Origin of the sequence: Domibacillus antri (assembly GCF_001936625.1) — a bacterium.
Taxonomy (GTDB): Bacteria; Bacillota; Bacilli; order Bacillales; family Domibacillaceae; genus Domibacillus; species Domibacillus antri.
Map to the genome: position 1 here is coordinate 14781 of NZ_MSDU01000026.1, position 17796 is coordinate 32576.

Sequence of the window (17796 nt, forward strand, 5' to 3'; positions counted from 1 at the left end):
ATGTACTTTTGAGACGTTTCCTTTTTTTATTTAGCTGAAACATGACACTCTCTTGCCTTTGAACCATTGTTGTATCACCTGATTTTTCTTAGGAAGAGGGCTTAGGATAATATTATTTAATAAAGTTGAGAATTAGGAAATGAAATGTAAAGACAAGCTGTCCGAACGAAAGCAAGGTGGACATAATGCTTACAAAGTGCCCGATTTTCCTATAGGGCTGTCAAAGCGATCGGCACAGCCACAAGTGATGCAGATGAGACGCCCGATTTATTCTGCAATCTGAATACGGACTGATGACGATGCATGCATTATGGCGGGGAAGACGAGTTCTTATGCATGCGCCAATTCGTCATGAATGTTCCTTTTTATAGTCAATAAAAAGTGTACCATCTTGCTGAACTTCCGCATAAAAGACATCTGAAATTGCTTTGACACCGGCTTGTTGTAATTGCTGGTTGAGCCACTCTTTCGTAAGGTTCAACTGTACTAAATTATTCATGTTGATTATGCCGTCTGACACGACCTCCGTCATAATAGGAGATAGCTGCTTTTGTGCATGTGCGATTTTCAAATCCTCTTTTGTCACCGGCAGCTTGCTCTCTTTTTTCATCACGGAAAGTTTACCGGTAGTTTCAAAAATGGCATACTCAACCTCCGTAATGGAAAAGATGTTTTTTTGTCTCAGCAAAGCGTTAAGCGCATCTAAATCTAAACTTGCCTTTTGAAGAGGCTTTTTCATTATCTTTCCATTTTGGATGACGATTAATGGTTCGCCATTAATGATTTTCCGTGCTTTCTTTGATTTGATGACAATCAGGCCAATGATAATGGTCAATAAGCTCCATGCAACTAATGAAATTAATCCGTTACGAATGCTCTGATGCGGATTGGAAACGAGATTTCCGGCTATGGAACCGATCGAAATGGCCGAAGAAAAGTTAAAAAAGGTCATTTGTGCAATTTCTTTTCTTTCCATTAGTTTGGTTAGACATAGTAAGCTTAGGAATGATACCAAGACCCTAATAATGACTTCAAAAATCCCCAATTTTATCCCGCCTTTTCAATTTATTATTTCCTGAGATAGGAGTAATATTCTGTATCGATAGAGACTGAAATATAGACGTTTAATTTCTTTGAAAAACGGGTAGTGGATAGCTAAAAATTTAGAATGGTTAATCGATTTTGTGGCTTACATGGATATAGAAGCGACAAAAAATATAGAAAAGAGAGGGAGCTTACAAAAGAGGCGATTGAGCAGCTTTATTAAGCAATGGAGGGTATCATGTTTTCTTTTCAGACAATAGGACAGTTCATTATTGAAAAAAACATTGATTTATCAGGAAATATCAGTCAAAAACTGGCGGGGGATTATACAGCTTTTCTAAATAAGAGCGGTCTTGAGGATGAAAGCTTATTCAATATGTGGGGGAAGCTGTTTTAACACAGGGTGAGACTGCTGGATTGGAGCAGGTAACAGATTGGACCAGGAAGGGGCCGTTCAATTTGGGATTGAGATTGTTGAGTTGATGAAAACTATTAGATTGTATCGGGAAGTTATCTGGGAATTTGTTGAAAAAGAACTGGAAATAGACAACATGGTCTCATCATCTATTTTGAAAATCAACCGAATCATTGATGCGGTTCTTGATCAAACAACGTACGTATTCTGTGTTTCATACGTAAAGCATCATGCAAAAACAATCGAAGCCGCACAAAAAGCGGTTCATGATATATCATGTCCGGTCGTTGCCATCTCAAACGATGTCGCTGTCCTTCCATTAATCGGAGAACTGACGGAAGAACGAGCGGGCATATTAATGGAGACAGTCTTGCATAAAAGTGTAGGTTTAAGGATTCGTGAGTTGATTATCGACTTATCCGGTGTTCCGGTAGTTAATAGTATGGTCGCCAATGCCCTTAATCTTATTGGAGTAGCCGCAACCTTTACGGGCATTCGGCCGGATATTGCCCGGACGATGTTCAGTTTAGGGATTGATTTCGAAAAGTATCGTGTCAAAGGCACATTGAAAAACGCCCTTTTAAAGAGTGATATTCATGTCATCAATTGATTATGTTTAAATTTGGCTGAAAGCGGCAAGTATGAATACATAACAACCATTGTCAGGAGGTCTATACATGTTTCAGGAGAATAAAGGGAAAAGCAACGATTCGATCGAGCAGGAGGAAAAGAGGAAAAAAGGACAGGATATTGAACCGCAGAGGGCACAGGATAAAAAAGAGCCCGAGCCAAAAGACAAAAATCCCGATGATCTTGAGTAACCGGCCGTAACCCATCCGTGAAAACACCTGTCAGAATAGACGATTCACTCTCTAGTCTGACAGGTGTTTTTTTTCTCACACATATCAAGTGAGTCAATCATTGCATTTTTGTCCTTTTCCATATATGGTGTGAGAGGAAAAACTTGAAAAGGGATGGAGATCGATTGACATTTATTTATACATATAATTACAGCGAAGAAGAGCGCTCCTTATGCCATATGGAGATGCGCGCCCTTTTTGGCGTCGAGCCCGAATCAGCTATTTTAAAAAGTGATGTCGAAATAGACCCGAGCCGAAGTCCGTTTATAAAGGGGCGGATTGACATCATGTATGAAGGGGAAACCGTGACGGATATCATGAACCAGGTCGGACAGATTCACTTAGTAGATGAGACATTTAAAATCATTTTCGTTAAAATAAATGATTTGGAAAAAGACAAGAAAATAAAGTATCGTGAGCGGCTTCAGATTGAACGGGATATTGGTTCGCATATTCAAGGGAAAGTGGACATTCATCATCCGGATCGTTTATTTGGAATTGCGACGATGGGCGGGCGATGGTATTTTGGGACGCATCATAAAAATAAAGCCGTTTGGCTTCATCCTTTGAAAAAACCGCGCGAATATTCCACCGCTCTCAGCACGCGGACCGCCAGAGCGATTTGCAATATTGCCGTACCTCACCCTGAGGATATTCGTGTAATCGACCCATGCTGTGGGATCGGGACAGTATTGGTGGAAGCACTTTCGATGGGCATTGATATCGTCGGCCGTGATATTAATCCTCTTGCTGTAAGCGGATCAAGGGAAAATATTGCTTTCTTTGGGCTAAAAGGCGATGTCACTTTAGGACCGATTTCAGCCGTCTCGGCACACTATAATACCGCTATTATCGATTTGCCATACAATCACTATACACGTGTTACGCGTGATGAGCAATTTGCCATTTTGCAGCACGCCCGCCGTGTTGCGGATCGAGTCATTGTAATTACCATAGAAACCATGGATGAGATGCTTGAACAAGCCGGTTTTGTCATTATGGACCGCTGTTTAGCTAAAAAAGGGGAATTAGGATTGTTTTCCAGGCAAATTCTTGTTTGTGAATAAAGAAGAAGAGCCGTTTAACTATCAGAAAAAGCGGTACGCCGGGACTGTCCCATAAATTCGGTTATCGAAATGAAGAAGGAGAGGCTGTCCCGCAAGTGTGGAGCGAAGACCGGATGTTAAGCCGGTTAGGCCGATTTATCGATAGGAAAGCCGAATTCCGCCTCTTGAAGGCCGATTTAATGAGAATTCGGCCTTCATGACAAGGAAACCGGCCCGAAATCAGAATATCCGGCCCAAAGTGCAAGAAATCCGGCTATAGAAATGAAAGGGATGTCTCAATGACTTCTTGAGCCATTCCCGTTGTTTCTCGTTTCTTTTATCGGCTGGTATATTGGGCAATCTCTTTTTCATATTTTTTTAAACGTTCATAAAAAGACTGGCGGGAGATGCCCAGCATTTTAATGGCTTTCGACCGGTTGTTATTCGATTTTGTGAGCGCTTTAACAATTAAGGCGATTTCCACTCTTTTAATGTTTTCGGAAAAATCCAGGCCATCAAAAAAAGCGCCGGATAAAGGATCATTCTCTTCTTTTTTTAATAAAGGAGCGGAAGACGGCTGTTCCATATGTCCTGCTGTTAAACTTTTTGGAAAGTCATCCATCTCAATTTCGTTTGTTTCCGCCAGCACGAAGCCATGCTCCAGCACATTCCGCAATTCTCTTACATTTCCCGGAAGAGGATGGTTGAGCAAAAAAGCATGGGCCTCTTTGCTGATGCCAACTTCTTTATTGTATTTATAGGAAAACTCTTTTAAAAAGTGTGAAATGAGAATATCGATATCCATTTTTCTTTCACGTAACGGCGGGATACTGAATGTAATACCGTTGATTCGATAATATAAATCTTCCCGGAACGTATTTTGCTGAATCATGGATTCCAGATCCTGATTGGTTGCGGCGATGACGCGGACATCCAATGGAATGATTTCTTCTCCGCCCACACGCACCAATTCTTTTTGCTGCAAGACACGCAGCAGCTTTGCTTGAAGATGGTAGCTCATATCACCAATTTCATCGAGAAAGATGGTGCCGCCATTGGCTAATTCAAATTTCCCCTTTTTTCCGCTTCGCTTTGCTCATGTAAAAGCCCCTTCCTCATACCCGAAAAGTTCACTTTCAAGCAAATTTTCCGGAATGGCTACACAATTGATTGTAATGTAAGGGTTTCCAATTCTATTGGACAATTCATGAATGTTTCGGGCGATGACTTCTTTCCCGACACCGCTTTCGCCCCGGATGAGCACGGAAATATCGGTCGGCGCCAGTTTTTTTATTTTGGATAGTTCATTTACCAGTGTGCTGTTTTTCGAAACAACGAAGCCTTTCATTTCTGAAGGAAGTACCTGAACACGATGAAGTTCATTTTCAAGAAAATGAATGTAATTATTCAGCGTAAAATGATCGAATGAGGTTTTGAGCATTTCAATTTCATCCCCATCTTTATGAGTAGAGATTGCTCCGACAAGCCTGCCTTTAAACGTTAAAGGTGAAGCATGAACAATGAATTTTTTATTGCGTACAAAACTGTGCTTATGAATTTGGGGAACTTCCGTTTTTAACGCTTCCATTATCACAGAGTTCGGCAGCAGTTCCTCTACGCTTCTGCCAATCCATTCATCGCGGGCAATATGCATATTTTTTTCGGCGGAGCGATTGATAAAAATAAATTTTCCATCCTTATCAACAATCTTAATCCCATCATAAATACTATCGAAAATCACGGATAAAAAATCTTTGTCAACATGAAAAGAAGAAAATGCCGATTCCATTTCATCACTCCTTTACAATGGATTTAAACATATTTAAAGAAAAAAGTATATGCGAAAAAATATGTCAATAAATCATATAACGGTCCAGAAAATAGACTGCTTTTTTTAAAATTATCAAGAAAATAGACAAAAAATTGCGTTAATTCCGCAAAAAGAAGTTGGCACACGAATTGCAATATAAAAAGTATACAGTTAACAGAAGGCAATATTCAGATTACTGTATGTGTGGCAGGAAAACGAAAAGGGAGGTGATCTGGAAAATGAATCAGCTGAAACGAGTGGATCCGCTGTACGAACAAATTTATAAAAATGTGGAGCAGTCCATAGTAGAAGGACGTTTTGCTCCTGGTGAGCGTTTGATTGACACAAAAATCGCATCTGAATTTGGTGTGAGCAGAGGTCCGGTCAGGGAAGCGTTTCGGAAGCTGGAACAGGATGGTCTTATTCTTAACAATGATGGAATTGTAACCGTTTTCACACCTTCGCTTCAAGATGCATTGGAGCTGTATCAAGTACGCATCGGCCTTGAATCGGTCGCTGCCTATTGGGCCGCCCGGCATATAGACGATGAAAAATTGGAACAGTTAAAGCAATTTTTGGATCTCACACAGGCGGCCATTAACGCGAAAAAAATGGATGAAGTGGTGTACTTAAATACTCAATTTCACGAATCCATTGTCACCTTTAGCGGAAATAATCGCTTAAAGGTCATGATGTACAATATTCGTACATTGATTCAACTTTGCCGGAACACAATTATTAAGCAATATAACCGGAGCGACAGCTTTTTGTCAGAACACTATGCTGTATTTGAAGCGATTCAAAGCAGAAATCCGGAATTAGCTGCCGAAAGAATGGAACAGCATATTCAAAATGATATGGAAGCATTTTAAATAGCGAATAGTGATTGGCCGCTATTCGCTTTCTTTAAAATGATAGAAGGTAAGCGGAGATGACATTTACAGGTTTAGTCGTCCACGGCAGAAAATTGGGCCGGACAATCCAATTGCCAACCGCCAATTTAGATTTTATCGAGCCGCTGGTGACAATGCCAAAAGGGGTATACGCGGTTTCCGTCTATCATAAGGAAAAGACATATATAGGTGTCATGAATGTGGGAAATCGTCCGACGATAAAGGAACTGCAGCTGTCCAAAAATACAGAACGGTCCATTGAAGTTCATATTCTGGATTTTGATCAGGACATATACGGAGAATATTTGACAGTTGAACTGATTACTTATTTACGGGTAGAAAAGAAGTTTAGCAATTTGGATGAGCTGAAACAACAAATCTCTAGAGATACTCAAATGACAAGAGACCTTTTTCTAACGCTGAACAATGAAGAGCAGAAGACCATTTCTTTGTAAAGCGAAAGCGAAAAACGCAGCGCGGATAGAAGGAGTGTGAACAAATTGAACACGAAAGCAGACATTATTCATTTACGTGATTTGCAATTCATTCAATTCTGTCATGATCAATTTGGCATAAATCGCGGCGTTTATAACACGATTGACGTATGTTTTTTTCAAGAAGGAACCACGAATATTTTAGAAAGAAGAAGAAAAATCCATCATTTTTTAACTGAATATCAGGATAAATATGTGCATGACAAAAACGGAAAAATAAAATTTGGCCACGGGAATTTAACTAAAATGCTGAATGATTGGTGTCTTATTGACTGGCGAAACGTGGATGAAAGTGCCGGAAACCATCAAGGTTGTCTGGGACGGAGAACTGCCGCATGGTGTATATGCGAAAGATATTGTCCTGAAAACAATAAAGGATATCGGTCATGCGGGTGCGACCTATCAAACCATTGAATTCTCGGGGAGTGCCATTAAAAGCTTATCGATGGACGAAAGGCTCGTTTTATCGAACATGGCGGTTGAGGCCGGTGCGAAGACCGGTTTAATTGAACCGGATGAAACCGTCGTTGAATTTTTACGGTCAAAAGGTGTCACCGATGAAATTGAAAGTGTGCGAAGTGATGACGATGCGTCTTTTGTGAAAGTGCTGCATTACAATGCATCCGAATTGGAGCCGCAAGTTGCCTGTCCGCATGAGGTCGATAATGTGCATCCAGTCAATGCGGTAGAAGGAACACCCGTGGATCAAGTGTATTTAGGTTCCTGTACAAATGGACGTTTAAGTGATTTAAGAGTGGCGGCTGAGATTTTGAAAGGAAAAAAGATCGCCAAAAACATTCGCTGCCTCGTTGTGCCGGCATCGCAGCACATTTGGATGGAAGCGAACAAAGAAGGCATTTTAGAAATATTGACGGAAGCCGGATGCATCGTCAATATGCCTTCATGCGGCGCGTGCGGCGGCTTCACAAGCGGGGTTATTGGAGCAGGGGAAGTCGTGATGTCTTCATCGAACCGTAATTTCAGAGGGCGGATGGGAAGTGCGGATGGAGAAGTGTATTTAGGTTCTCCTGCGGCGGTCGCGGCCACAGCCATTGAGGGGAAAATCGCCGATCCCCGTAAATATCTTCTTCAGGGGGTCAGATAAATGTCATATACGATTCGCGGGCGCGTATGGAAGTATGGAGACAACATCAATACGGATATTATTTCACCCGGACAATATATGAGCCAGCCTGTTGAAATACAGGCGGAGCATGCGATGGAAGCCATCGATCCTGAGTTTTCTAAAAAAGTGAAGCCGGGGGACATTTTAGTTGCCGGTCATAACTTCGGTTCGGGTTCAAGCAGAGAAACAGCTCAAATGGTCTTGAAACACCAACGGATCGGCGCTATTATTGCCGTTTCGTTTGCGCGCATATTTTATCGGAACGCCATTAATGTCGGGCTGCCGGTCGTGGACATGAAAGATACCTCGGTGATTAATGAAGGAGATGAAGTGGAGGTTGATCTTCTGGAAGGAAGAATTATTAACCATACACAAGGGACAGAGTATCAGGGGACAAAGCTTCCCGAACATTTGATTGAAATGGTGCAGCTTGGCGGATTAGAGCCGTATCTTGCGAAAAAAATAAAGTCTTCTTAAAGGACAGGAAAGAGGGAAAGAAGATGAACCTGCCGAATAAAGTGGAGATTATTGAAGTAGGCCCGAGGGATGGGCTGCAAAATGAAGCGAATTTTATTCCGACAGAACAAAAAATCGCGCTTATTCAGGCGTTAAATAAAACCGGAATTAAGAGGATGGAAGCAACGTCGTTTGTGCATCCCGTCTACGTCCCCCAAATGAAAGATGCAAAGGAAGTGCTGGAAGGAATAGAACAAGACCCGGACATTCAATACATGGCGTTAATTCCAAATGAAAAAGGATATGAACGGGCGGTTGAAAACGGTGTTCGCGCGCTGTCGCTCGTTGTTGGTGCCAGCGACAGTTTTAACATAAAAAATGTGAAAATGACCAGAAAAGATTCGATGAAAGCATTTGAAGGGGTCATTCGAAAAGCAAAAGAAAGAGATATATTTGTTCGATATAATATCGCCACTGCTTTTTGGTGTCCATATGAAGGGAAAGTGGATCTGGAGACGGTGCTGGAAATGGTCGGCCTCATTGATGAGCTGGGCGCGGATGAAATCGTCTTTTGTGATACGATCGGCAGAGCCAACCCAAAACAAGTATCCGATTTATTTCAACAAGTGCTGGACCGCAGGCCGAATGCGATGATCACTGCTCATTTCCATGATACATATGGTCTCGCTCAAGCGAATGTATTAGCAGCCCTGGATGAGGGAATTACCCGATTCGACACGTCCATCGGGGGATTAGGAGGGTGTCCGTTTGCGCCGGGGGCGGCGGGAAATGCATCAACAGAAGATGTTGTATTTATGCTGCATGAGATGGGCATTGAGACAGGTATTGACCTTTCGGCTCTGCAATATTGCGTAAACCTTATAAAACCGTTAACAGAACGTGATCTGACAGGTCACTACCATAAAATAACGGGGTGAATGAATCCTATATGACACTTGTCATACTCTGGGCGTGACGGGTGCTACTGCACAAGTGAAATTCCCTTCGATATAATGAGATACATCAAATAACGAAGGGAAATACACTATGAGTAAAGAGAACTCAAAAATTTTGAGGAAACAAGTTGCCCCTTATGAAAAATCAAATACAAAAAAGAGCATCTTTCAGCTGATAAACACCATTGTGCCATTTATTTTTATCTGGTATCTCGCGTATCAAAGCCTGTCTGTTTCCTACTTTTTGACGTTAGGTCTCGCCGTGATCGGAGCAGGATTTATTACGCGGATCTTTATTATTTTTCACGACTGCTGTCATCACTCGTTCTTTAAAAATCGGAAATGGAACCGCATTGTTGGAACGATGACAGGCGTGTTAACGTTTTTCCCTTACGATCAGTGGCAGCACAGCCATAATGTGCATCACGCGACGAGCAGTAATTTAGACAAACGCGGAACGGGCGATATGTGGATGATGACGGTCGAAGAATATTATGCGGCTCCGTTCAAAACGAAGCTTGCGTACCGCTTATACCGGAACCCATTTGTGATGTTCGTGATCGGCCCGATTTGGGTGTTCCTCATTACGAATCGTTTTAACGTTAAAGGCGCCCGTAAGAAAGAACGCTTGAATACGTATTTAACGAACCTTTTGATTGCAGCCGGTGCTGCACTGCTTTGCTGGGCGATTGGCTGGCAGTCATTCCTGCTTGTGCACGGACCGATGTTTTGGATTGCCGGTTCAATCGGTGTCTGGTTATTTTATGTACAGCATACATTCGAGGATTCGTACTTTGAAGAAGACGAACGGTGGAGTTATGTGAAGGCAGCGGTAGAAGGGAGCTCGTTTTACAAGCTTCCGAAGCCGCTACAATGGATTACCGGCAACATCGGTTTCCACCACGTACATCATTTAAGCCCGCGGGTGCCCAATTATCAATTAGAAGCGGCACATTATAACGCGGAGCCGCTGCAAAACGTGCCGACCATTACGCTCTGGACGAGTATTCAATCGCTGAAATTCCGTTTGTGGGACGAGAAAAGTGATAAGTTCGTCACGTTTAAAGAAGCAAAGCAGCATGCTGTAAAACGTCCGTACAGCTCCATTTCATAACAAAAAACCATGTTTCCGTTTTTTCGGAAGCATGGTTTTTTTGCCTGAAGGCTGTGTTAAAATAAGAAGGAAGAATATGTTTAAAGAAGGTAGAGTATGAAAAAAAGATGGACGATGCTCCAAAAAAGTTCGGGCCTTTCTCCATACATATGGAGTATTTTAAGTTTTTTGCCTTTTTATTTTATTTTTCAATCTTCGTCGACGATTGAAATTGTTGTTGGCATTTCGCTGACCATTCTCTTTTTTATCAGTTATCGTTTTGCTTTTATTTCTAAAAATTGGCCGATTTACGTCTGGATATGCATATTGGTCGGCATTTCGATTATGATGACGATTTTGTTTCAGTTCATTTATTTTGCTTTTTATATCGCGTATTATAACGGCAGCATGAAAAGCCGGGCCGCTTTTATTACGCTTTACGTTATTCATTTAGTTGGCACGATCTTTTCGATTAATTATAATATTGTGCTGCAGGACCCGTTATTTATTCAGCAGATTCCGTTTATTGTGATCGTCTTTATCAGTGTCATTTTACTTCCGATCAATTTGTATAACCGGAAAAAGCAGGAGAAGCTGGAAGAAGAGCTGCAGATGGCGAATAATCGGATTTCGGAACTCGTCAAGCAGGAAGAACGGCAGCGCATCGCCCGCGATCTTCACGATACACTTGGACAAAAGCTTTCTCTTATCGGCTTAAAGAGCGACTTGGCGAGAAAGCTGATTCAAAAAGATCCCGAGAAGGCGAAAGAGGAATTGATAGACGTGCAGCAAACAGCCAGAACGGCGTTAAATGAAGTCAGAAATTTAGTTTCTTCCATGCGGGGAATTCGGTTAAATGAAGAAATTGTTCTTGTAAAGCAGATTTTGAAAGCGGCGCAGATCGAATATACCGGCGAAGATGAATTTGCGTTATCCAACGTGTCACTGTTTGCGGAAAACGTTCTAAGCATGTGCATGAAAGAAGCGGTGACAAATGTCGTCAAGCATAGCCAGGCTTTTTCCTGTCATATTAGCATCGAGCAGTCAGAAGAAGGGATTCGGATGACAGTAAAAGATGACGGGATTGGAATGGACCGTCATGATCTTGGAAAAGGAAGCGGTCTGCTTGGAATGAGAGAGCGCCTGGAATTTGTAAATGGGAGCTTGGATATTCGTTCAAACAATGGAACGACGGTGATAATGAACGTGCCCAATGATGTGAAACAGCGCGATGAGGAGGTAGTGAAATGATTCGGATTGTGATTGCGGAAGACCAGCGGATGCTGCTCGGTGCGCTGGGATCCCTGCTCAGCTTAGAAGAAGATATGGAAGTGATCGGGCAGGCAGCGAACGGGGAAGAAGCCGTGGAACTTGTCCGGAAGCTGAACCCCGATGTATGCATGATGGATATTGAAATGCCGTTAAAATCGGGACTTGAGGCAGCGGAAGAATTAAAGGACTGCGACTGTAAAGTAATCATTTTAACGACATTTGCCCGGACCGGTTATTTTCAGCGTGCCATAAAAGCGAAAGTGAGCGGTTATTTGTTAAAAGACAGCCCGAGCGAAGAACTTGCCAGCTCCATCCGCAGTGTCATGGCCGGCAGGCGTGTGTATGCCCCTGAACTGATGGACGATTTTTACAGCGAAGAAAATCCGCTGACAGATCGGGAAAAAGACGTATTAGCACTCGTCGCCGACGGGAAAAATACAAAAGAAATCGCGGAAGAATTGAACATCAAAACGGGCACAGTCCGAAACTATATTTCCACTATTTTTGAAAAGCTTGAAGTGAAAAACCGGATCGAAGCCATTTCCCAATCAAAAGAAAAGGGATGGTTTAAGTAAAAGACGAAAAGCTGTCTGTACGTATCGCAGGCGGCTTTTCGTCTTTGCTGATTTTCCCGGGAAAGGGGCATCATAATACTTTCAATTGATTAAAGAAACAAATTGACAATTCCATAAACTTATCATATGATTAATCCACATAGTTGAATATTTCTCCTAAAGGGGAGTAGCTTTTACAACAAAGTCGTCATTTCGGAGTTTTTTACTCTCGGCTTTGTTGGCAGCATAATGCTGTTAGCGAGACCTTTACCTCTGGTAAAGGTCTTTATTTGTAGAAAAAACCTTTACCTATGCCGGTAAAGGTTTTTTGTTCTTTATGTAAAATGTGAGGAAGACAGGCAGAACGAGGGAAAATGAAAAACCAGCTATAAAATGAATGTTTCTAATTAATGAGGAGGGTGTGTTCCATGATACTAAGAAAATATTTGTCACTGTTAGGGATTGGCTCGGCGAGAGTAGATCTTATTCTTCCTAAGGAATCATATAAGCCGGGTGAACAAATTAAAGGACATTTCTTAATCGAAGGAGGAACGATTGAACAGCATATTAAACGGGTTGAGTGTGATCTAGTCATGATTGACGAAACGGACGGGACAGAAAAAGTGGTTGATACGATAACGATATTAACATCAAAGATGATTCTCTCAGAAGAAACGAATCAAATACCGCTTACGTTCAGGCTTCCGGAATCCGTCCCGGCATTGAATAAAAAATCTTACCGTTTTAAAACGAAGCTCACGTTTGATAAAGGAATAGAAAGCAAGGATCAGGATATCATCCAAATTATTTCGTGATAAGAATATCGGTACAGTAAAAAGGAGGATTTTTTTATATGGAATGGACAGTTTTATTAGAATACGCGTGGGTGCTGCTTCTTTTAATCGCACTGGAAGGTCTTTTAGCAGCCGATAATGCGCTGGTATTAGCGATTATGGTGAAGCATCTGCCAGAAGAAGAACGAAAGAAAGCATTATTTTATGGACTGGCAGGGGCGTTTGTTTTCCGTTTCGCATCATTGTTTGCGATTTCGTTCCTCGTCAACGTTTGGCAGGTTCAAGCGATTGGCGCTCTCTACCTTCTGTTTATTGCCATCAATCATATTGTTCGAAAACTTCTGATTCATAAGGGAAAAGAAAAAACACAAGAAGCAGACGAAAAGAAAAAATCAGGCTTTTGGGGAACGGTTTTCAAGATTGAACTGGCGGATATCGCTTTTGCGGTTGACTCTATTTTGGCGGCTGTCGTATTAGCGGTTACGCTTCCGGAAACAAATCTCCCGAAAATTGGCGGTATGGACGGCGGCCATTTTCTCGTCATTTTTGCCGGAGGTATGATCGGTTTAATTATTATGCGCTTTGCGGCTCATTTCTTTGTAAGATTGCTTCAAAAGAAACCTGGTCTCGAAATTGCGGCATTCTTAATCGTTGGCTGGGTTGGAGTCAAATTAGCCGTTTTTACGTTATCCCATCCGGAGGTTTCTGTATTACCGTACGGGTTTGCAAAATCGCCTGAATGGAAAATCACGTTCTATGCTGTGCTGATCCTGATCGCTTTAGGAGGCTGGTTCTTATCAAAAGAGAAGAGTGAGCCTCAAGAATAAACAATATGCTGTTTAATACAGGAGCTGTCTCAAAAAATCATGGAGACAGCTTTTTTTGTTTCTATGGCCGGATTTCTTGCAGTTTGGGCCGGATTTTCAGGTTTTGGGTCGGTTTTTTTGACGTTTGGGCCGAATTCCCGTTAATTCGGCCTTCATGAGGAAAAATCCGGCTTTTCTGTTAATAAATCTGCCTAAATCGTTCAGAATTCGGCCTTTTCATAGAGGACAGCCTTCTGTGGCATTGTCACCATCCATAAACACTTGCATAAAATGGTTTGTTGAGAATAAATGCAAGTGAGGTGCGTGGTGTGAAGCGAACAGTGACGGATTATGTTTGTGTATTGAAGGAGTTTTTGCCTAAGGGGGCAGAGGTTTTAGAGCTGCAGCAGCCTGTCAAATGCCCTGCGGTTTTATTGTCTGATTTAGATGGAGATGGGCGGATGGAATTAGTGGGGGGCTATAAGGATCACGGTGAAAATTACGTCGTTATTTTAAAAAGATATTATCATACATGGTATCAGGTGGCTCACACGAAAGGAAGCGGGTATAACATGACCGATTTAACTGCCGCTCCTATTATTGATAGTACAATCAATACATTAATGATTGGCTGGCAGGCAGCCGGTATTTGGTCTAAGCTTGACTTGCTGCATTGGACTCCGGAAGGTTTTCGGCATGTGGCTCCCTACAAACAGCTATACAGCAAACTGGAAGTGGAAGAGATGAAAGAGGGGGCGGAAAGAGACGGCAAATATGAGATTGCGCTTTGGCAGCATGATACGGGAAATGCCTATCAAATAGATGTATTCCGCTGGAGTGAGAATGAACTTGTGGAGGCAAAAGACGTCTATCCTTATTATTTTAAGAAAGCGGCAAATTACTATACATCGCTGCTTCAAGAGATGGATTCACCTGTATATTGGTATTATTTGGCATATGCGCAAATGAAAGCAGGGATGCTGGAACAGGCGTTAACATCCATCCATAAAGCACTGTCCTCCCAAACGCCTTATCCCTCCAAAGAAAGACTGCTTGAGATGAAACGGCAGCTGCAGGCAGAACATAATACAGTCGTAGATGTGAAGCGCGGAGATGTTACAGGTGACGGCACCATTGACACGGTATATTTGACAGCAGACAAAACGCCGGACAGTCCTTTTTGGCAAAATATCACCCTTGTCATACGCAATGGCCGGACAAACCAATATGAAAAGATTTTCTTAAAAGAAAATGCCGGTTATAATCCGACCATCTTTCTTGGGGATTTTACCGGTAATAAGATGAACGATATTCTTATCGTCATTAATACAGGCGGGAGCGAGGGACTCATTTATGCGTATGTCTTTTCATTTATGAACGGCGTTTTTCAGCAAATTTTTGATTCAGAAGTATTTAACAAACAGGATCAATATGATGTGACGTACAAAAATCACTATAAAGCAAACGTGACGAGTTTGAATCAAAAGAAGAAATACGCCATTGATTTGACCTTTAAAGGCGATGACTATTTAGTGGAGATCTACAACGGTGATGGTACGCTGAAAGAGCCGATACGTGGTTGGGTATCTCCATTGTCGGGATTGTATCCTGTTGATTTTGAACGGGATGGCATTTATGAACTCAACGCGTATCAAAACATCGCCGGGAGATATAATGCAGACTGGCTCTGTTATGTGGAGAACGTGCTGAAATGGAACGGCAGAGAATTTATATCCGCACGGCAAAATGTGGCGATTTTTGGCCAGGATTTTGATGCACACAAAAGCTTTTAAATAAAATAAACAGGGATTAAAAAGAAATCGCCCCCTTCATTCTACATTCGCCAATACCGACAAATCTTCATTTTTTCCAATGACGATTAATATATCATGCTCATAAATCACTTGTTCAGCCGGAGGAGTTAAAATAATTTCTCCCTGATGCATGACCGCAATTACAGATTTTCATTTTTCCTTTCGGATAACGGAAAGCATCGGGATCTTTTTTGGCCGCAATGGCATAGGCAATTGTTAAAGACCCTAATCGTCCTGCAAACATGGCAAAAGTAATGAGAAGGCGCCCGGCTGGTGACAAATAAGGGGGTAATCCCATAGACAAGCCGACAGTGGAAGAGGCAGAAACGGCTTCGAATAAAATCAATAAAAAATCTTGTCCGCTTTCCGTAATCGTCAGCAGCATGGTGGTGACAACAAGAAATAAACTGCTTACCGTAACGGTCAGCGCTTTATAAATCGTGTCAAAAGGGATTGATACAACGCCGCCAAGATTTTTCCGTGAAAAGATAAAGGATGCAATGTTTTCGGATTTCCGAACTCCAACAGGAAAATGAAGATCATACCGCCAAGCGTTAAAGCAACGCTCGTGACGAGAACAACTTTTGTATGTAATGATAATCGGCGGGTTTCACGTAATTCGAAAAGTTCATTCATGACAATAAACCCGATACCGCCCGATATGATTAATGCACATACGATGATCGTGATAATTGGATCTTCTGCATAAAGCGTGAGGCTTCGATACTCTCCCATTAGGTCGAAACCGGCATTATTAAAGTTTGAAACCGCATGAAAAAATCCATAATAAATCGCTTTTCGAACCGGCATATCCATAGCAAAACGAATGGATAAAATGATTCCTCCGGTGATTTCAATAACAGCCGTAAAAATGACAATTCGTCTGACCAGTTTGATAATGCCCGCCGTTGATAAACTGCTGATTGTTTCCCGGAGCAGCAGCCTTTCTTTTAAGGAAATGCTTTTTCCTGCAGTCTATTGTGCCCCAGCCATCGTTAAACATTCACAAAAATGAGGGATTCCTGAATCTTCATGACGGGAAATGAATGTATAATGAAAATAAAGAATGACAGGAAAGGACGGGTTCAGGATGAAAAAATTAGGTTGGATGCTATCGGGTCTGGGGGCGCTCTCTATTTTAGGCAGTGTTCTATATCCGTTACAGATGATCAGCAAAGATACTTTTTTTATTATGTTGCTTGGGGGAGCGGGCGTGATGTTTATTGGTTCCATGATCAGAAGCTTTGCGGTCCTGAAAAAATAAAATGGCTGGCAGCTTCATCTTCATGTAAGACGAATAGGTAATTTCTTGTTACACTAATGTGAAAGAAGCTCTTTTTTGAACAACGTTTAATGTCGTGTTTAAGTGGCTATACTTTGATGTATTTATATAGAAAAGGAGGAAGAGAGCAAGGAAGATGAAGGTCTTTGCATCTATACTGGGTCTGTTGGCAGCAGTCGTGTTAGGTCTTTCTATTTGGATTTATTATCCACAGTATCAAATCAATCAGATGAAAAATGAAACAGCATCCGATTCGCCTGCATGGGCAAGCGCATACGAAGTTTCGTATCTGGAGTATTATCGATCTGTAGATAAACCAATCATTCATCATCTGGCTCTTGGCGATTCAATTATAAAAGGCTACGGTGCGAATCCGAATGACAATTTAGTTAAATCATTTTCAGTCAATCTGGAGGAGGACATACAAAAAGAAGTTTTTTATCAAAATGAGGGAATTAACGAGATCACAAGCGGCGAATTGAACGAATTGGTTCAAGAAGGGGCATTTGACGAGAAAATCAAGAATGCGGATATTATCACCATCAATATTGGCGGAAATGATATTTTGCGCCTCGGCTTTGAAAAAGGTTTTTATGAAGCGGTGAAGTCGTTTGATGCACTTCAAACGAACTTCGATCAAAATTTGTCTGGTATAATGAACCGCATTACGACACTTAATCCGGAAGCAACGGTGCTTTTATTGGAGTTGTATAACCCGCTCGATAAAAGCAGTGAGTTTTATTCGATAGCTGATACAGTCCTTCCTAAATGGAACTTGAAACTGTATCAGATGGCGGAGAAGCTGGATCATGCCGTGGTCATTGAGACAACCGCCGTTATCAATAGCGAGAAGCCGCAAAATCTGGCTTTTGACGGCGTTCATCCCAGTGCGATGGGGTACAGTGCCATTTCTAAACAAATGCTGAGTCAATTTAGAGAGGATACAAGAACATTATCTGAACAGCCTTAAGACCACCTGCACAGGTGGCTTTTTTTATGGGTTTTGGAGGTTTTTGGCTTTTCTTAAAAATGATTATGAAGTATGATCGTCTTTTATTCATCTTATGAAAATCAGGATTTG

General features: G+C 41.8%; 19 protein-coding genes and 2 pseudogenes. 17 read left to right on the top strand and 4 right to left on the bottom strand.

The window, feature by feature from the left end; translation table 11 throughout:
• Positions 1-349: 349 nt before the first annotated feature.
• Complete coding sequence (locus BTO30_RS11795; protein WP_075398931.1) at positions 350-1045, bottom strand: YetF domain-containing protein; 696 nt, start codon at positions 1043-1045, stop codon at positions 350-352.
• 237 nt (positions 1046-1282) lie between these two features.
• Here BTO30_RS11795 and BTO30_RS17250 point away from each other — a divergent pair, with 237 nt between their 5' ends.
• The 4 genes from BTO30_RS17250 to BTO30_RS11805 all read left to right on the top strand — a co-directional run bounded on the left by BTO30_RS17250 (position 1283) and on the right by BTO30_RS11805 (position 3386).
• Complete coding sequence (locus BTO30_RS17250) at positions 1283-1441, top strand: hypothetical protein (RefSeq protein WP_158023597.1); 159 nt, start codon at positions 1283-1285, stop codon at positions 1439-1441.
• Between the two features lie 37 nt (positions 1442-1478).
• A complete protein-coding gene (locus BTO30_RS11800; RefSeq protein ID WP_075398932.1) occupies positions 1479-2069 on the top strand; it encodes an STAS domain-containing protein in 591 nt (196 codons plus the stop codon).
• Positions 2070-2136: 67 nt separating this feature from the next.
• Positions 2137-2280 carry a 3-methyladenine DNA glycosylase gene (locus BTO30_RS17060; protein ID WP_143331957.1) on the top strand — a complete coding sequence of 48 codons (144 nt, stop codon included), beginning with the start codon at positions 2137-2139 and terminating at the stop codon, positions 2278-2280.
• Positions 2281-2498: 218 nt separating this feature from the next.
• Positions 2499-3386 (top strand): TRM11 family SAM-dependent methyltransferase, encoded by an 888-nt coding sequence (locus tag BTO30_RS11805; protein ID WP_083632399.1) that lies wholly within the window; start codon positions 2499-2501, stop codon positions 3384-3386.
• Between the two features lie 316 nt (positions 3387-3702).
• Here BTO30_RS11805 and BTO30_RS17945 read toward each other — a convergent pair whose 3' ends face one another.
• Both BTO30_RS17945 and BTO30_RS17695 read right to left on the bottom strand, forming a co-directional pair.
• Positions 3703-4257 carry an AAA-type ATPase lid domain-containing protein gene (locus BTO30_RS17945; protein ID WP_425429464.1) on the bottom strand — a complete coding sequence of 185 codons (555 nt, stop codon included), beginning with the start codon at positions 4255-4257 and terminating at the stop codon, positions 3703-3705.
• Positions 4243-5154: pseudogene (locus tag BTO30_RS17695) on the bottom strand (sigma 54-interacting transcriptional regulator); the annotation flags it as partial. The gene BTO30_RS17945 and the pseudogene BTO30_RS17695, both read right to left, overlap by 15 nt.
• A gap of 260 nt (positions 5155-5414) precedes the next feature.
• On the opposite strand from BTO30_RS17695, the gene BTO30_RS11815 reads away from it, so the two are divergent.
• From BTO30_RS11815 to BTO30_RS11865, 11 genes are all read left to right on the top strand, one after another.
• Positions 5415-6047, top strand: coding sequence for a GntR family transcriptional regulator (locus BTO30_RS11815; RefSeq protein WP_158023598.1), 633 nt, complete (start codon positions 5415-5417; stop codon positions 6045-6047).
• A gap of 59 nt (positions 6048-6106) precedes the next feature.
• Positions 6107-6523, top strand: a complete 417-nt coding sequence (locus tag BTO30_RS11820) for a riboflavin kinase (RefSeq protein WP_075398935.1) — start codon at positions 6107-6109, stop codon at positions 6521-6523.
• Positions 6524-6815: 292 nt separating this feature from the next.
• Entirely contained in the window at positions 6816-7667 is an 852-nt protein-coding gene (locus BTO30_RS11825; RefSeq protein ID WP_083632395.1) for a 3-isopropylmalate dehydratase large subunit, read from the top strand.
• Complete coding sequence (locus BTO30_RS11830; RefSeq protein WP_075398937.1) at positions 7668-8165, top strand: LeuD/DmdB family oxidoreductase small subunit; 498 nt, start codon at positions 7668-7670, stop codon at positions 8163-8165.
• 23 nt (positions 8166-8188) lie between these two features.
• Positions 8189-9082 carry a hydroxymethylglutaryl-CoA lyase gene (locus BTO30_RS11835; protein ID WP_075398938.1) on the top strand — a complete coding sequence of 298 codons (894 nt, stop codon included), beginning with the start codon at positions 8189-8191 and terminating at the stop codon, positions 9080-9082.
• A 109-nt stretch (positions 9083-9191) separates the two neighbouring features.
• Complete coding sequence (gene desA, locus BTO30_RS11840; protein WP_075398939.1) at positions 9192-10214, top strand: Delta(5) desaturase DesA; 1023 nt, start codon at positions 9192-9194, stop codon at positions 10212-10214.
• Positions 10215-10310: 96 nt separating this feature from the next.
• Positions 10311-11444 (top strand): sensor histidine kinase, encoded by a 1134-nt coding sequence (locus BTO30_RS11845; RefSeq protein ID WP_075398940.1) that lies wholly within the window; start codon positions 10311-10313, stop codon positions 11442-11444.
• Positions 11441-12040, top strand: coding sequence for a response regulator transcription factor (locus tag BTO30_RS11850; RefSeq protein WP_075398941.1), 600 nt, complete (start codon positions 11441-11443; stop codon positions 12038-12040). Before BTO30_RS11845 ends, BTO30_RS11850 begins: the two co-directional genes overlap by 4 nt.
• A 407-nt stretch (positions 12041-12447) precedes the next feature.
• Complete coding sequence (locus tag BTO30_RS11855) at positions 12448-12834, top strand: sporulation protein (protein WP_075398942.1); 387 nt, start codon at positions 12448-12450, stop codon at positions 12832-12834.
• Between the two features lie 38 nt (positions 12835-12872).
• Positions 12873-13640: a TerC family protein gene (locus BTO30_RS11860; RefSeq protein ID WP_075398943.1), complete on the top strand. Its 768-nt coding sequence runs from the start codon at positions 12873-12875 to the stop codon at positions 13638-13640.
• Between the two features lie 902 nt (positions 13641-14542).
• Positions 14543-15412, top strand: a complete 870-nt coding sequence (locus BTO30_RS11865; RefSeq protein WP_143331960.1) for a VCBS repeat-containing protein — start codon at positions 14543-14545, stop codon at positions 15410-15412.
• 115 nt (positions 15413-15527) lie between these two features.
• Here BTO30_RS11865 and BTO30_RS16890 read toward each other — a convergent pair.
• Positions 15528-16402: pseudogene (locus tag BTO30_RS16890) on the bottom strand (potassium transporter TrkG); the annotation flags it as partial.
• A 121-nt stretch (positions 16403-16523) separates the two neighbouring features.
• Here BTO30_RS16890 and BTO30_RS17410 point away from each other — a divergent pair.
• Together BTO30_RS17410 and BTO30_RS11890 are read left to right on the top strand one after the other, a co-directional pair.
• A complete protein-coding gene (locus BTO30_RS17410) occupies positions 16524-16697 on the top strand; it encodes a hypothetical protein (RefSeq protein WP_169829355.1) in 174 nt (57 codons plus the stop codon).
• Positions 16698-16851: 154 nt separating this feature from the next.
• Positions 16852-17685, top strand: a complete 834-nt coding sequence (locus BTO30_RS11890) for a GDSL-type esterase/lipase family protein (protein ID WP_075398947.1) — start codon at positions 16852-16854, stop codon at positions 17683-17685.
• Positions 17686-17796 lie beyond the last annotated feature (111 nt).

What these genes read in the sequence shown, in the direction of transcription:
- BTO30_RS17250 (WP_158023597.1), top strand. Translation starts at nt 1,283, where the DNA reads ATGTTTTCTTTTCAGACAATAGGACAGTTCATTATTGAAAAAAACATT.
- BTO30_RS17060 (WP_143331957.1), top strand. Translation starts at nt 2,137, where the DNA reads ATGTTTCAGGAGAATAAAGGGAAAAGCAACGATTCGATCGAGCAGGAG.
- BTO30_RS11805 (WP_083632399.1), top strand. Translation starts at nt 2,499, where the DNA reads ATGGAGATGCGCGCCCTTTTTGGCGTCGAGCCCGAATCAGCTATTTTA.
- BTO30_RS17945 (WP_425429464.1), bottom strand. Translation starts at nt 4,257, where the DNA reads ATGATTCAGCAAAATACGTTCCGGGAAGATTTATATTATCGAATCAAC.
- BTO30_RS11815 (WP_158023598.1), top strand. Translation starts at nt 5,415, where the DNA reads ATGAATCAGCTGAAACGAGTGGATCCGCTGTACGAACAAATTTATAAA.
- BTO30_RS11820 (WP_075398935.1), top strand. Translation starts at nt 6,107, where the DNA reads ATGACATTTACAGGTTTAGTCGTCCACGGCAGAAAATTGGGCCGGACA.
- BTO30_RS11825 (WP_083632395.1), top strand. Translation starts at nt 6,816, where the DNA reads ATGATTGGTGTCTTATTGACTGGCGAAACGTGGATGAAAGTGCCGGAA.
- BTO30_RS11830 (WP_075398937.1), top strand. Translation starts at nt 7,668, where the DNA reads ATGTCATATACGATTCGCGGGCGCGTATGGAAGTATGGAGACAACATC.
- BTO30_RS11835 (WP_075398938.1), top strand. Translation starts at nt 8,189, where the DNA reads ATGAACCTGCCGAATAAAGTGGAGATTATTGAAGTAGGCCCGAGGGAT.
- desA (WP_075398939.1), top strand. Translation starts at nt 9,192, where the DNA reads ATGAGTAAAGAGAACTCAAAAATTTTGAGGAAACAAGTTGCCCCTTAT.
- BTO30_RS11845 (WP_075398940.1), top strand. Translation starts at nt 10,311, where the DNA reads ATGAAAAAAAGATGGACGATGCTCCAAAAAAGTTCGGGCCTTTCTCCA.
- BTO30_RS11850 (WP_075398941.1), top strand. Translation starts at nt 11,441, where the DNA reads ATGATTCGGATTGTGATTGCGGAAGACCAGCGGATGCTGCTCGGTGCG.
- BTO30_RS11855 (WP_075398942.1), top strand. Translation starts at nt 12,448, where the DNA reads ATGATACTAAGAAAATATTTGTCACTGTTAGGGATTGGCTCGGCGAGA.
- BTO30_RS11860 (WP_075398943.1), top strand. Translation starts at nt 12,873, where the DNA reads ATGGAATGGACAGTTTTATTAGAATACGCGTGGGTGCTGCTTCTTTTA.
- BTO30_RS11865 (WP_143331960.1), top strand. Translation starts at nt 14,543, where the DNA reads ATGGATTCACCTGTATATTGGTATTATTTGGCATATGCGCAAATGAAA.
- BTO30_RS17410 (WP_169829355.1), top strand. Translation starts at nt 16,524, where the DNA reads ATGAAAAAATTAGGTTGGATGCTATCGGGTCTGGGGGCGCTCTCTATT.
- BTO30_RS11890 (WP_075398947.1), top strand. Translation starts at nt 16,852, where the DNA reads ATGAAGGTCTTTGCATCTATACTGGGTCTGTTGGCAGCAGTCGTGTTA.